Origin of the sequence: Cognaticolwellia aestuarii (genome assembly GCF_002000025.1) — a bacterium.
GTDB classification, from domain to species: domain Bacteria; phylum Pseudomonadota; class Gammaproteobacteria; order Enterobacterales; family Alteromonadaceae; genus Cognaticolwellia; species Cognaticolwellia aestuarii.
In genome coordinates this window covers 13,592-28,110 of the sequence record NZ_MUZV01000008.1, presented here as the reverse complement: position 1 = coordinate 28,110, position 14,519 = coordinate 13,592, and the positions used below count along the sequence as shown (strand labels likewise).

At 36.8% G+C, this 14,519-nt stretch carries 15 protein-coding genes and 1 pseudogene; 7 read left to right on the top strand and 9 right to left on the bottom strand.

All coding sequences use genetic code 11. The features are described from left to right. Positions 1 to 27 precede the first annotated feature (27 nt). A complete protein-coding gene (gene yfbR / locus B0169_RS12945; RefSeq protein WP_077286438.1) occupies positions 28 to 633 on the top strand; it encodes a 5'-deoxynucleotidase in 606 nt (201 codons plus the stop codon). A gap of 82 nt (positions 634 to 715) precedes the next feature. Here yfbR and B0169_RS12940 read toward each other — a convergent pair whose 3' ends face one another. Further along, complete coding sequence (locus tag B0169_RS12940; protein WP_077286436.1) at positions 716 to 1,462, bottom strand: hypothetical protein; 747 nt, start codon at positions 1,460 to 1,462, stop codon at positions 716 to 718. A 235-nt stretch (positions 1,463 to 1,697) separates the two neighbouring features. Here B0169_RS12940 and B0169_RS12935 point away from each other — a divergent pair, with 235 nt between their 5' ends. Then, the gene (locus B0169_RS12935; protein WP_077286435.1) at positions 1,698 to 2,264 is read left to right on the top strand and encodes a paraquat-inducible protein A; all 567 of its coding nucleotides are present in this window, start codon (positions 1,698 to 1,700) and stop codon (positions 2,262 to 2,264) included. Between the two features lie 481 nt (positions 2,265 to 2,745). After that, positions 2,746 to 2,979, top strand: a complete 234-nt coding sequence (locus B0169_RS12930) for a DUF2789 family protein (protein ID WP_077286434.1) — start codon at positions 2,746 to 2,748, stop codon at positions 2,977 to 2,979. On the opposite strand, the gene B0169_RS12925 is transcribed toward B0169_RS12930, so the two are convergent. After that, complete coding sequence (locus B0169_RS12925; protein WP_077286432.1) at positions 2,976 to 3,341, bottom strand: Rieske 2Fe-2S domain-containing protein; 366 nt, start codon at positions 3,339 to 3,341, stop codon at positions 2,976 to 2,978. The two genes, B0169_RS12930 and B0169_RS12925, sit on opposite strands and share 4 nt — an antisense overlap. A 597-nt stretch (positions 3,342 to 3,938) precedes the next feature. Here B0169_RS12925 and B0169_RS19740 point away from each other — a divergent pair. From B0169_RS19740 to B0169_RS12915, 3 genes and pseudogenes are all read left to right on the top strand, one after another. After that, positions 3,939 to 4,700 (top strand): annotated as a pseudogene (locus B0169_RS19740) (PAS domain-containing protein); the annotation flags it as partial. Between the two features lie 105 nt (positions 4,701 to 4,805). Further along, positions 4,806 to 5,237, top strand: a complete 432-nt coding sequence (locus B0169_RS19735; protein ID WP_268875724.1) for a methyl-accepting chemotaxis protein — start codon at positions 4,806 to 4,808, stop codon at positions 5,235 to 5,237. Positions 5,238 to 5,537: 300 nt separating this feature from the next. After that, on the top strand, positions 5,538 to 6,041 hold the full coding sequence (locus tag B0169_RS12915) for a hypothetical protein (protein ID WP_077286428.1): 504 nt from the start codon (positions 5,538 to 5,540) through the stop codon (positions 6,039 to 6,041). A gap of 175 nt (positions 6,042 to 6,216) precedes the next feature. Here the strand turns inward: B0169_RS12915 and B0169_RS12910 are convergent, their stop codons facing one another. Further along, positions 6,217 to 6,510, bottom strand: coding sequence for a S24 family peptidase (locus tag B0169_RS12910; protein WP_077286426.1), 294 nt, complete (start codon positions 6,508 to 6,510; stop codon positions 6,217 to 6,219). A 176-nt stretch (positions 6,511 to 6,686) separates the two neighbouring features. Then, on the bottom strand, positions 6,687 to 7,112 hold the full coding sequence (locus B0169_RS12905) for a tetratricopeptide repeat protein (protein WP_077286424.1): 426 nt from the start codon (positions 7,110 to 7,112) through the stop codon (positions 6,687 to 6,689). Positions 7,113 to 7,332: 220 nt separating this feature from the next. On the opposite strand from B0169_RS12905, the gene B0169_RS12900 reads away from it, so the two are divergent. After that, the gene (locus tag B0169_RS12900; RefSeq protein ID WP_143323545.1) at positions 7,333 to 8,139 is read left to right on the top strand and encodes a substrate-binding periplasmic protein; all 807 of its coding nucleotides are present in this window, start codon (positions 7,333 to 7,335) and stop codon (positions 8,137 to 8,139) included. Positions 8,140 to 8,438: 299 nt separating this feature from the next. On the opposite strand, the gene B0169_RS12895 is transcribed toward B0169_RS12900, so the two are convergent. From B0169_RS12895 to B0169_RS19150, 5 genes are all read right to left on the bottom strand, one after another. Beyond that, positions 8,439 to 10,265: a DUF885 domain-containing protein gene (locus B0169_RS12895; RefSeq protein WP_077286420.1), complete on the bottom strand. Its 1,827-nt coding sequence runs from the start codon at positions 10,263 to 10,265 to the stop codon at positions 8,439 to 8,441. A gap of 229 nt (positions 10,266 to 10,494) precedes the next feature. Next, complete coding sequence (locus B0169_RS12890) at positions 10,495 to 11,220, bottom strand: hypothetical protein (protein WP_077286418.1); 726 nt, start codon at positions 11,218 to 11,220, stop codon at positions 10,495 to 10,497. Between the two features lie 145 nt (positions 11,221 to 11,365). Continuing rightward, the gene (locus tag B0169_RS12885; protein ID WP_077286416.1) at positions 11,366 to 12,256 is read right to left on the bottom strand and encodes a cation diffusion facilitator family transporter; all 891 of its coding nucleotides are present in this window, start codon (positions 12,254 to 12,256) and stop codon (positions 11,366 to 11,368) included. A gap of 158 nt (positions 12,257 to 12,414) precedes the next feature. After that, positions 12,415 to 13,719, bottom strand: coding sequence for an inosine/guanosine kinase (locus tag B0169_RS12880; RefSeq protein WP_077286414.1), 1,305 nt, complete (start codon positions 13,717 to 13,719; stop codon positions 12,415 to 12,417). Positions 13,720 to 13,963: 244 nt separating this feature from the next. Continuing rightward, entirely contained in the window at positions 13,964 to 14,140 is a 177-nt protein-coding gene (locus tag B0169_RS19150; protein ID WP_143323544.1) for a DUF3545 family protein, read from the bottom strand. Between the last annotated feature and the right edge of the window lie 379 nt (positions 14,141 to 14,519).

The window sequence follows — 14,519 nt, the reverse complement described above, 5'->3', positions numbered from 1 at the left end:
ACTTAATATCATTAATAAGGCCTCATAATGCAAAGTACTTTTCTCGCTTGGATGTTCAGAATGCCGTTGATCAAACGTTGGGCATTGATGTTTTGTGTTAAACCGGAAAATGTTGCCGAACATTCGCATCAAGTCGCGATTGTCGCGCACTTGTTGGCTGTTATTAAAAATAAAAAATTTGCTGGTAATGTTAATGTTGATAAAGTGGCGACGGTTGCACTGTATCATGAAGCCAGTGAAACGCGGTTTGGTGATATTGTCAGCCCAACCAAATATGCTAACCCTGAAATTGCTCGTGAATTTAAAAAAATTGAGTATCTAGCAGAAAGGCAATGTTTGGAATCTTTACCTGAAGAGTTTCAAGATACGTTCGCGGATATTATCGTACAAGACAATGTAGAGCCACACTACAAAGAAATCGTTAAAGCCGCCGACATTTTAGTCGCTTATATTAAAGCGCTTGATGAATTGAACCATCAAAACCATGAATTTGACCACGTAAAAGAGCGCTTAGAATTAAAACTCGCCACGCTAAAAACGCAAATGCCAGAAGTTGACTATTTTATGACAACATTTATTAAGTCATGCTCTGCAACCGTTGATAAGCTAAGCGAAGTCCATATTAAAAAGTAATCTGTAATCTGTAATCTGTAATCTGTAATCTGTAATCAAGCGTACTCACCATTAATAGTAAACCAACAAAAAACGAGTACGCTCAATTCATCTGCAACCTATCAAACATCTGTTTTACTTGTAGGTCACCAAAACTGTAAATACCTTCACGTTCAGAAAAACACTGAAATATAGCCTCAAACTCTTGAGTTTTTAGCTCCTGAGCAATAGCAAGTAATTGACGTTCAGGGTAACCTAAACCATTTTCATCCGGTGTTCGACGTGAATGCGCTTCAACAGCGGGTAATAAAAAAGGATAAATATCAATTAACTGCTTTGCAATAACTCGCATAGAAGCAATATCATCTTGCTGATATAAAGGCCAAAGTTGAGCTAAAGCTACCAATGGCTGGGCTAACAATTTTTGCTTATTTTGACAGGCAAATTTTAGCTCTGCTTCCGTCATATTGGCAAAGCTGTATTCGTTTCCTGCATTAGGACGCACTAAATAAATACTATTTTGATGGCCTTTTTTTACCAATAAGTGAATAACAAACCAAAAGTTAACCTGACAGAATAAATCATCCTCAAACCAACAAATAATATCACTACCCACAGCTATATTAGCAATTTTATCAATTTCAAGCGCTGCCATGTCATAGTACCTGGCAACAGTACAACCTGGATATTGTGCGGTAAACTCAGCCCTGTTAGCATAAAAATCTGTTAGAGTTTCACCTTGTACATTACCATCAATTAAACATTCTCTGGTCACAATCAACTCGGCATGAATAATATTTTGCAGCTGAAACTTTAAACAATCACCATTAAGAATATGTACTTGTTTCATTATTAGAATCCATTAAATTATCAATTAAGTACGGCTGTATTCGATATAATATGTTACCAACATACTTTGGCTACCTTAAAGGCGAACTGTAAAATTTAGCCTAATTATCAACCAACAGAGCTGTTAGCGTTATTTACTCGCCAAAATACAAATATATTGCATCATCAGCAGAAAATCGTTCACAATATGCCACAGACTATAGAATACTACTTATCTAGGAATATTACTGCTGATTATGATTAAAAAACACCTTGGTTTTCTTTTAAATTTAATTGCCATTGCATTATTTATACCCGGTATATTATTACCCATGTTTTCTCTCAATATGGCGATGACCGCTAATGTCAGTGGTGCAAAACTAACAAATACAATTGTTGATAAAAGTTTGTCATTGCTACAAACAATACAAGAGCTGTGGCAAGATGAACGCTTACTTGTTGCGGTGTTAATTTTCGCTTTTTCACTTTGCATTCCTGTTATAAAGTTCATTTTGCTTAGCTTAGCTTATGCAAAAAAAGATTCACCGCTTGAAACAACTATCTATAACTTTATTGGTAAAATAGGCAAATGGTCGATGGCTGACGTTTTTGTTGTTGCTATTTTTCTTGCTGTGCTTTCAACCAATCATGCAGAAACAGCTACTGAACAGCAGCTAGCACTGTTTGGATTTAAATTAGATTTTATTGTCAGTAGCCAAACTTTATCGGCATTAGGGCCGGGCTTTTATTATTTTACCGGCTACTGCTTGTTGTCTTTATTAGGCACCGCTATAAGTGGTAGTAGTGTACGTGCAAACACTTAAATATTATTAGCTGTCATATCAATGACCAAGCGATAGATTAAAGCGGCTATATAATATATACCCAAGCCACTTGAAAATGCAGTTACAGAATTAAGCTAGGAAATCAGCGCAAGGCGCAGCACACAGATAATGGTTATTCTCGATAATAGCGCCTGCATTATCCTAATGCCCCACATCCCGGTGGGAACCTTATCAAGCGCTGCACAGCTTTTTTGCTCCAGACAAAAGCTAAGTACATACATCCATGTATGCAACGTTGCACTGTTTTTCTAGCTTAGTTCCCGCAGAGCAAGGCGATAAAGAGCCATCTCCAACGTTATTGATTTTGACAGTGGAAAAACCATTCTCTTCAATCAATGCCTTGGTACTAACCTTTTTTCGACTTGCACAATCCTGTATTTTCAAGTGGTTTAGGTATAGAGTAAGTTGCCTGTAGGTTGGCAGTTATACATTGTATTAACACTTGAAAATGGAGTATTTTATGGATCGTTCAAACCACGACATAGCAAGTTTATTCGCTCAACTGGGTATTAAAAATAGTGACGAAGATATAGAGTTTTTTATTGCCGATCACCGCGGAATTCCAGAAAACCAAGCATTAGCCGATGCTGAGTTTTGGAGCCGTGCTCAAGCGCAGTTTTTACAAGAGGCGATCCAACTTGACTCTGATTGGAGTGAAGTTGTTGATACCTTAGATGCCTTATTAAGGTGCTAGGTTTTGACAATAAAAAACTTATCGGCGCGCTTTTCAACTAAATAAGCATAATTATATTCACTAAAAACACCAATTGGTCGATGATGCAATGAACAATAAACATTGCCATCGGCCTTTAATTCGTCTTGACTGATATCTGCACCTTGATGTGGACACTTAGCTGAAATTGTACGGTATTCTACCTGACCATCAGCCACTGTTTGGCCATAGATAACGACATTTTTTTCTAGCTTTGACAACGGTAATATTGCGCGTCCTAAAATCACATTAGGTCTATCTGTAAAGCTAATATCAGTAATCTCTATTTCTTCGTTAGTTTTCCCGCCTGCCGAAAAATATCTTTTGTTATTTAGCAATGTCACTTTCAACCCTACGTAATTTTAATTAGCCATATTATATCTAAACATAAATGCTTTTATACGTTTTCCCTCAATGACAAGTTAACAAACTGTTAAACGGTGAATGTAGTGTTATTATCAAGAAGCGGAAAATTAATGCCTTTTCAGTATTAAATCAGCAGAATGCCAATTAACGCTTAAATAACCTGAACTCTGGATAATGAGTGCTTGATATTGAAGTGAATCAAAAGCTTAGGTGGCAAAATAAATTTTATAGCAAGGTGAACATCACTGATAGACACCATCAATACTTCATTTTATGCCATTTCCAAGGCAAAACGTTTATCAATAGCGTTAGTTATCGACGTTTTAACACAGATAATGGCTTAAAACACAGGGTTGAGCAAGTGCTGCTTATCCAGAGTTCAGGTTAATTGCTAACATGTTAGCCCCTATTACTATTTGCTTTACCACCAGTGAAAAAGACCTGCTATACTTGCTTTTGTAGGGAAGTTATTTTCTTATGTTTTATCTAACAGATTTAACGTAGATGTATGTTATGGATAACGAGTTGTACAGTCATCTTTAACACGTATTTATGTTAATTTTATTAGGTAGATTATGTTCAATAACAAAATTAAAAATCAATTACAACACAATCAATCTCTGCTAGAGCAATCAAACGCTATTGTAAATTCTATTAAGAATAACGTTGCCACTATCGAGTTTACACCTGACGGTATCATCACTGACGTTAATGATTTGTTTTTAGCTATTGCCGGCTACCAAAAAGCTGAAGTTATCGGAAAACATCATGAAGTTATGTGTCTTTCTAGTTACGCTAACTCATCAGAATACAAAAGTTTTTGGCAAAAACTCCGCAACGGCTCAGCAAATAAAGGAACATTTCAACGACAAAATAAGCAAGGCGATATTATTTGGCTAGAAGCGACCTATTTTCCGATCATCGCTAATGGTCAAGTGACTAAAATCATGAAAATTGCATCAGATGTCACCAAAGAAAAAACTACCGCTATGGAGCAACAGTCCATAATAGGCGCCCTTCATCGCTCTCAAGCCATTATTGAATTTACCCCTGATGGTCATATTATTTCCGCCAATAGTAACTTTACCGATGCCGTTAAATATCAACTTAGCGATATTAAAGGTAAGCATCATAAAATGTTTTGTGATAATGATTTCTACCAGGAAAATCCTTCATTTTGGCAAGACTTACAACAAGGAAAATTCAAAAGTGGCCAATTTCTTCGTAAAGATAAATTGGATAATCAACTCTGGCTAGAAGCCACTTACAACCCAATATTTGATGAGAATAATCAAGTCGTCAAAGTGATCAAGTTTGCAAGTGATATCACGCAAAATATCGAACGCGAATCGTTAGTCAATAAAGCATCTATTATCGCATACGATACTTCTTTAGAAACAGTTAAAATAACTGAGCAAGCAGCTGAATTGCTAAATTCATCGGTGAAAATTTCTGATGAAATATCTGAGAAAGCAAAAGAAACCACCGAACAAATTAACAAGTTAAACCAACAATCCGATAATATTCAAGCCATAGTTTCTACCATTAAAGCCATAGCAGATCAAACTAATTTACTGGCATTAAATGCGGCAATAGAAGCGGCAAGAGCGGGCGAACAAGGGCGAGGTTTTGCCGTTGTTGCAGACGAAGTAAGGCAACTGGCTTCTCGAACAAGCCAATCAACCAATGAAATTGCTACTGTAGTATCCGACAATCAAGAAGTCACGACAAATGTGCAAGACGGTATGAATGCTGTAACAAGTTACCTTGATAAGGGACAGGAACAATTAGCAGCAGTCGCTGAAGTCATGCAGCAGATAAAAGCTGGTGCAACAAACGTATCAGATACTGTAGCGAGTCTATCACAACAATAAACAGGCACTTTAAACGACCAAAACACTAGGGCATGGACGCCAATACTAGCAACGAGTACCACGTTCTTTGCATGCATAAGGTCATAATGCAACGCTATTCCTCAAAGTAGAGTCTCCAACTTAGCTATCAATACCTTAGGCATTAAAATGCTTAGTCAGTGCCATAAACTTCGGCTGTAATATAACTTATCTTTAATTTCAATGCACTCTGGCATGGAGTCTGCTATTTATTAACAGTTCATCGTGTTTTTCAATAAGTTTTTAAAGTGTGTAATTTACAGTGATACAAGGAGCAGTACTATGATGGTCAACATGAACTATGCCCAAATGGTAAGTGTAGCAAAATCTCAACTTGCTAACCAAGTAGATTTCGTCAAAGGTTACGAACACCCGCTGCCTGTTGCTCCAAAAACAGACACGGTTACCCTATCAGATGCTGCTATAGCCAAAATGCAGGGCGAAAATTATAGTGAATCTGCGCCAACATATATTAAACCAGAAACAGCGCAGTCACTTATCGCCGCAAATAAAGCCAAAACCAGCACGGTGGAAAACAAAGTTACCGATAACCGTTTTAATGACATGATGCAGAAAATTCTCGATAAAAGACTGGGTATCGATCGTGAAAAATTGGCGGAGCTAGAAGCAATGATCAAAAACGTTGCTGAAAATGAAAAAATGAGTCCAGAAGAAAAACAAAAGGCGATTGAAGAACTAGAGAAAATGAGAGAAGAAATCATTGAACAAAGCATCAATATAAAAGAAACCGCAACGGAAACCTTTGCAACAAATAGCGAGAATTAAACAAGTTTGAACCTTAGTTGAAGTAGCTCAGCTCTGATCTCTTCATCAGTAACTTTCGCTATGACTACACTGACAAATCGATTAATCGACAATCCAACTTAAACCTGTTTGGGTTTCACGTAAATAAAAACTCAACCTTGTAGCGCTGATATTTATATCCAGTACTTCTTCGTCATTATTTTTTAAAAACGCTTAGCACTCGGCCAATCACTTGTGATTTATCGACAGGGCCTATTTTCTCAACAGAGATGCTCTGGCTGTTTTCCCCTTTTAACCAAATAAAGCCATGATGATCGACTAAAGCGACCGTTTTTACAATCAAGCCATAGGTATTATGCTGAATTAATATTTTTTTGCCTTCACCTAAAAAACAGCCAACAAACCAGCGGCTAGCCAGTATATAGCTGTCATTGGGGATGTTGGGCGACATGCTATTACCTCGAACTTTAAAAAATGTAAAACCTAACATTAATTTTGCTCCCTACTATCGCTAATAAACTCAGTTATGTCCTTGTGCTGCTTTTCAACATCAAAACAATAGGCAAATGCACAATTAAAATTGAAAAAATAATCTAGCTTTCTAATAAGTTGATATGCCATAAATTCGCCCCTTCTAAGTTTGGTTATGTGACCTTTAACGTATTGTTAATGTAAGGTTTTAGCTTCAAACTCTAAAGTTTGTTGCAAGCGTGCTAACTGCTCTAAACAATGTTCACAAGTTGGGTATTTTTGAGTAAAAGACATAATCGCCTGTAAAGAAGTTTTTAAAGCATTAAAAGCCAATGATCTTAATGAGTAAGTGGCACTTTCATCTTGGCTAGTACGATGAACTTCTTGATAGGCTTGTAATAAATACCCGATAGCTTTTTCATGATCGCCTTGAGTTTCGAATAACGTTCCAAGATTATGACAAGTACAGACCCATGCCATGATTAAAGGCTCATGCTCTTCACCGTAATCCCATTGCCCTTCTAACTGACTATAAGCCGACTTATAATACAGCTCAGCTTTAAGCCATTGCTGTTCATCAAAGTAAGTGTTGCCTTTTATCAGTAAATTCTGCCAATTCATCCATTAGCTCCTACTTTAAAAATAAATAAATTTTAAACCAATTAAATGATAATGATTACCATTTACATAATCAAGTTAAATTTTATTTTCTTGTACTGATAGTGAAATTGAGTTTAAACCAAGGTTATGCACACTATTTAACAGTCATGACGATAATTAATTACAATAAAGCATTATCGTGACTATAATTTTCAATAGATGAATTGTTAATGGAATAACTTTGAATAAATTTAAGATGAATGCCCCAATTATTTGTTTGGTATTTTTAATATTAACACTGACGAATGCTTTCTCTTTCGCCAGCAATAAAACCCTTTATGCGAGTGTGCCAGCTTTTCCACCTTTTAATGGCTTTATTGAAAATAAACTATGTACTGGTATAAATAAGCTCGCCATTCAAGCAGTAACTAAAGATTTACCAGTAAGGCTGGATTTTTCGTCTTACCCATATGCAAGAATTCTACACTCCTTGCAAGCAGGTGAATTAGATTTAGCACTGATTTTAAAAAACAACCAACTTAATAATGACATTATCTATATTGGTCCGCTTTCCTTCATAGAAATTGTTCTCATTACCCCCAGTCATATTAACCTTCAACGCTACGAAGACCTTCATCAACTCAAAAAAATAGCAGTGATTAGAAACGCACAATTTGACCTTAAATTTGATCATGACAGCCAGCTAAATAAAGTCAGTGTTGACAGCTATGAACAAGCAATTAAATTGTTTGAAGCACAACGGGTTGACGGTGTTATTGGCTCTAAAATTGGCCTAGAATACGCATTGCACCGACAAAATATGAAAAAAGAATTTATCGACAATGCTTTTCCTGTAGGCAAACATGAATTAGGTATACACCTAGCAAAGAAGTCGCCTTTCGTGGCATTAGTGCCGTTATTGACAAATGCTGTTAAAAGACTGTACCAGGAAAATTTTCTCTATCAGCTTTATCAATACCAAATTAATCACTGCTTACCCCAACAGGTTTTAAGCCAGCTACCGACACTGAACAAAATGCCGAGCTAAATACAAAGTGATGTCTAATTGCTACGCCAATCTTTTTTCGTTGTTATCTTCATTCTGACAGGTTAAAAACCGCTGAAATATCAACTTTAATTGACTGAGCTTTGGCTAGGCTAAACCAAATTGAGTAAACGCAACTCAACTTGCTCTAGCTAAAGAAAATACAACTGCAGTTAATACAAGTCCAGCTAATACAACCTAGAACTGAGGTGATTTCTCTTGATAAAAACCCCAGTAAGCCATAAAAAAATAACAATAAAAAAGGCCGCAAAGCGACCTTAATTCAACAAATAATATCGTCACTAACGAGCTAATGTATCGGCAATATAGCGATCAATAAAACGCTCCAAAATATCTAGCGGTACAGCACCGTTTTTCAATACAACATCATGAAAATCACGTAAATCAAATTGCTCACCTAAAGCCGTTTTAGCTTTTTCTCGCAACGCTAAAATCTTCATCATGCCCACTTTGTAAGAGGTTGCTTGCCCCGGCATCACAATATATCGCTCAATCTCAGATATCACGTCAGATTGCGCCATACCAGTATTACTTTTCATGTAATCGATAGCTTGCTGTCTAGTCCATTTTTTATAATGAATACCGGTATCAACAACCAATCGCACGGCTCGAAATAACTCAGCTTGTAAGCGACCAATATTATCAAAGGGATCATCTTGAAAGCCCATTTCCCAAGCTAAGTACTCGCTATAAAGCGCCCAACCTTCAACATAAGCAGTAAAAGGTGAAAACATTCTAAATAATGGTAAGCCTTCTAACTCCATAGCTACGGCGATTTGAAAGTGATGACCTGGGATCCCTTCATGATAAGCCAATGTTCTCATTGAGTATTTTGGCGTTGCCTTAATATCATACAAGTTTGCAAAAAAACGTCCTGGGCGACTGCCATCAATCGCAGGCTGCTGATAATAAGCACCTGGGGCTGTTTTTTCTTTAAACTCTGGAATTCGAGCAACTTCCATACCCGCTTTAGGGCGAATTCTAAAGGCCGAGTCCAAACCAGCATCTATTTCATCAAGAATTGTTTGATAATCTTTCAATATTTGCGCACGTCCCTCATCAGTGTCCGGGTAATAAAAGCTATCTTGTGCCGCCAAAAATTCAATTGCTGCAGTAAAACCTTGTGAAATGTCATAACCTTGAGCAACTAAAATAGTCAATATTTCACTTTGAATTCGTTCAACTTCCTTTAAACCAACATCATGAATATATTGTGGTGTGTAATCAGTTGTGGTGAAAAACTGTAAAGCACTCGCATAAGCTTTATCACCATCAGGTAAGCGCCAAAAGCCATCATCGTTTGTGGCTTTGGCTTGTAACTGAGTAAAATAGTCAATTAGCAACTGATATGCCGGGTGGACAAAAGTAACAATATTACTTTTTGCTTTTGCTAATAACTGCTGCTGTTCGTCGGCCGAGAAGTTTTCACTGTCGCTCATTTTCTTTGCTAAAGCACTATAGAGAATATTTTCTTGCACAGGCTGTTCTACAAAATTATTCATTTCATCTAGCACGCGTTCAATGACAAATGCAGGTGGAATAATTCCTTTTTCTTCTCTAAGCCTGATACCTTCCAATTCTTGACTAAATTTATGTTTAACTTTTTCTAAGCGTGCTAGATAGTTTTCAGCATCAGCAACACTATTGACTTGGTGTTGAGCTTCCATAAAGCTTGGATAACCATTTTGAATGCCAAACAATTGATTAACAGGATAGTTATGATAGCGATACTGCTCGGAGTTTTTAGCAAAATCTAATAAATAAAGGGCAATTTCCTTTGAAAGACGATCTGCCTCAGTGAGACTTTCATCATCATAAGACTTTAGTGTTTTATGAACGGTTTTGAGTTTGACATACATTTCATCAGCTTTTGCTAGGCTAGCATCATCGAGCTCAGCATTATGCCCAGTAATACCAAGCGACTCTAAAAACCCTAACGAGGTTAACGTTTCAGGACTTTCAAATGCCATCTTCAACACTTCACGATCAACAAATGAGCGAAACCTGAAAGGTTTATCTGCATTCCATTCATAAGCGGCAAAACTGCCACCAAGCAAAACAATGATCAGCAGTAAAAACCCTAACCATTTAAATATTGTTTTTATCATAAATTCCTCTAGTTAAACTCGCACTGATGGTTTATCACCAGATACTCATTATCAACAAGTTATTATTATCATTTTGACGTTAACAAACTAATAACAACATGTAAAAGGAAATGAAAAAGCAATGAGGTGGCCAACCACAAGCGCTAGCTTTTGATATTTATGACAAACTGACTTAGGCACTGCACGGTGAAACTGACTAAGATTAGCTTGGTATCGCCAGACAGTTATTTTATTTCAAACTAGAACAGAGCTTAGCCTCTAATGAGGCCAAGTACTTGCTAGCGATAGTCATAAAAATCCACGTTAACGCTACCGGAAATAGCAGAACAAACAAATACTTCGCGTACATCAGTGGCATAACAACAACAAAGGCTAAACAAAATGCATAAAACAACATCTGTAATTTACATTGTTTCGCAAACTCAAAGGCTGAAACGAAATTCCCCACTACCCCTAAGTTTTTTAAACGAGCAATTAAGCACGGTAATAAACCAAGCGTTAGCGATAATAATGCAAAAAACCAAGCCAAAAATAAATTAAACCAATAAAACTCTTGGTTAAGGCTCGTCGTTTTTTGGCTATTAATATTAAAAGCTTTTGCTAAAAAAGAGTTAGCATCAACATAAATACTATAAACCGCAATCGCATCTGTCATCCAGATCAAAAAGAACGCACCTTGAACAACAGCTACTAATCCAACATTGACCAGCAAACCTGTAGTTTTAAATTGATGATGTTTATCGTTATTCACTAACAATAACGGGTGTAATGCCAGACTTACTAGCGGCGTAAACAAGATAAAACCCGCACAAAACGAAATATACATCGAGCTTAATTCATAACTATTCAAAAAGCGTTCGATAACCTGCGCAATTGCAAAAATGATAATCGATGCCAATAAAATTAAGAAGCCACTGAGCAAGTTATTGCTAGGTATTTGATCGGTATTAGACATGCAAAAGGTCCATAGAAAACATCTTGCTATGATAAGTGATTGTGCTGATCAGTTTATTGATTTAAGTCGTAAATATGCCAAAGCAAGATGCAATACCTCTCACTATTGTTAGAGGTAACACCTTCGCGGCAGCTAACAGCTTCAGTTAGTGATGCTGACAACCATGAATTTCAATTTGTAGCACACTGGTGCTGACATCAAATTGCGCTTTTAAAACTTGCTCAACTTGAAAGCGACATATTTCATCATGCTTTTCTAATGTACATTTATGCTTAAGAACAATATGCGCACCAACCACCACTTCGCCATTATCGCTTTTAACAATTAAGTTATGCACATTATCGATGTGTTCAATTGCCTGTAAAGCTGTCTCAATTTTTTTCAAGGCTGGTAATCTAACCCCATTGAAAAACAAACCTTTGACACACTTATAAAGCAGCTTAGAACCGGTATATAGTACAAAAAATGAAATTAATACGCTGGATAGAGAATCAACAATCGTCCACCCTGTTGCGTAAATAACAATACTGGTAACAAAGGTTACTATGGTCGAGAGTAAATCAAAAAAGGTGTGCAAAAACACAGCATAAACATTAACGCTGTCTTTGCGGCCTTTATATAAAACGTAAGCTGATACGCCATGAAACAAAAAACCCAGTGAAGCAATGGAAGACATAACAAAAGTGTTAATTTCATGCTCGTCATGGTGCTCTTGGCCAAATAATCTATCTGCGCCTTGCAGTAAAACCCAGCAGCTGATCAATAGATACAAACAGCCATTAATCAAACCGCCTGAAAGCTCTAGGCGACGATATCCATCGCTAAAAGTGCGACCAAACTTTATCGCTAAAGTCGAAGCAATTAACGCAATAAATAATGAACTATTGTGGACAAATAAATGCCCAGCATCGGCATAAACAGCAAGAGAGTTTGCGTAAAAAGCGCCGACAAGTTGTAGTACCATAAAAGCACTAGTAATAGCGAGTGCAATAAGTAAGCGACGTTGTGATGATTTATGCGTGGTTAATGTCGTCATGGAAAAAGCTTAAGATTCTCATTAAAGGGGGTAAATTGACCGAACAGTTACAATAGCAGCTAATAAGCGCTGCTATTGTAGTCTTAATTGCACTAATAAAATAGTCGCCTCAAAAACAACGCTATACTCCACGGCATTTTTAATGCTCGCTCGATAAATTATTGAGCCCAGTATGCTTGGTCTAAGCTATCTTCTCGCTCAGGTAATCCACGAGATAAACGTGGTGAATGTTGTACCAACACCTCATAACTTGCTCGGTTAGCATATTTACTCATTTGTGATAATGATGAATACGTTAAAGCAGGTTGTTGATGCTTAATTGAATGGGCAACGGTGTTTTTATGATAAACGTTAGCACTCAAATCATGTAATATTGCGGCAAGTGCAGCATCGCCAGCACCGTTAGTATTTTTAATACGCTCCGGTCCGCCCATATACGGTGCAGAATGGGTATATATCCGCATTGGGTTTTGGCAATCTTTCAATAACATAGGGCGAGAGTATTCATAACGATTATATTCATGGATCTCGTCAGATAATAAAGGGTATTCACTTTCGCGTTTAAACGCTTCGTCAACATAGCCCGCCATGTACAAGCCATCTTTACCAGCAGTACAAATAACTAAATCAACCCAATCAAGACATTTATTGGCCGCAAGCAAAGGTTCTTTAATCTCTGTAATTGCTAATGCTTCTTCTTCATTCATGGTCAGTATATTGACATGCTTTTTAACAAAATCGCGCCAAAATTCAGGTTCTTCTTCGATAAGGAACTTTGTGCCTAATGTTAGCACCACAGGTACGCCAGCGGCATTAGCACACTTCACCGCTTTAATTGCAGCTTCAGTCATGGTATCGCCTGGTTGAGTACGCATTAAATACGAACTTATCACCAATGCTGATGCACCAGAGATCAACGACTCATCAATAGACTCTGGGCGTAAACGGTTAATCAAGCCCGCATTAATACCGAACGTACGCTCACCGGTGTCATCAATCAATGTAAAGCAGCGACCAATAGGCCCATCAACTGGCTGTAAGTAGTTTAGGTCAACACGTGAAGAAGTATTACTAATAAAACGATAAGCGTAATCGCCAACATGAATATTTTCAGACATCACACCCAGCAGCACCGAGCGATCATCTGCTAATACAGAATAATTGTGCATGGTATTACCAATAGTGCCGCCGGCAAATTCGTAATTAATTAACGCTTCATCTTTTAGACGCTTGTAGAGTCGCTGCGTTACTTCATCTGAAATAACTTGTGACATACCCCTTTGCAAACCAAATTCATCCAAAAACGCTTGGTCGACTTTAGCTTCAATATCAACTAATACCTGATCGATACCGACAATATAGTTTTTATCAGCTACAGAACTTGAGCTAACTTGGTTTGTTAATGGGTTTTTATTATCTACAGGAAAATAATGTCTATGCTGACGGCGTCCGGGGAACTTCATGAAGTAATACACGGTTAATGACAAAAAACGAATTATAGCGCAATGCGATTTGGTTTGACCAGAAAACATCGCCTGAAATTATCGAGAAATAGTAAAAAATAGCGAGAAATAGGAATATGTTTAGCTTAATGGTTATTTTTTAGCATTATCTGTCGTCAAAATAGCGTTTAAAAGCGCAGTGTAATAATAAAATAAGTCAGTATTATTGCTATCACATGCGCTTTACACAGCGAAGGTTCGGGTCTTAATGCATTAAATAGTCATCATACGATTCCATTTCTCTTTGCATTCTTTTTTGCTCTTTAAAAGCCTCAATTTCGCGCCATTTTCGTTTCGATTGCTTGTTGCTTTTGCGTTTCTGATTGTCAAAATAATCATCGAGATCATTAACGTTTTCTTCTGGCCAGTCTTTAGCTTGCATAACAAATACTCATATTGAAAATTTTCTTTAAATTAATCAATTTATATGACGGTTATTTGAATGAAAAATGACAATTTAATTAACTTAATAAGTTTTGCTATTTTTTGTTGCCAGTACAAAATAACCATAAGCCATTGAACTTATTAGTTTTATCCACACCCACAGCAGGAAAAGCTTATGCTGATGCAGAAGTAAAAGAAAATTTATTTCTGTATGACTTCATTTAAAGCTAACTTTGATCTTATTCTAAGTAATCAGCTGTTATTATGTTTAAATAAGTCATATAGCCTGGTCTTAGTATCTGAATCACTAAAAAATAAAAATAATGCTGTATTTACAGCAATGTAAACTATCTTTAAGGTGTTATTACAAGTTTGAG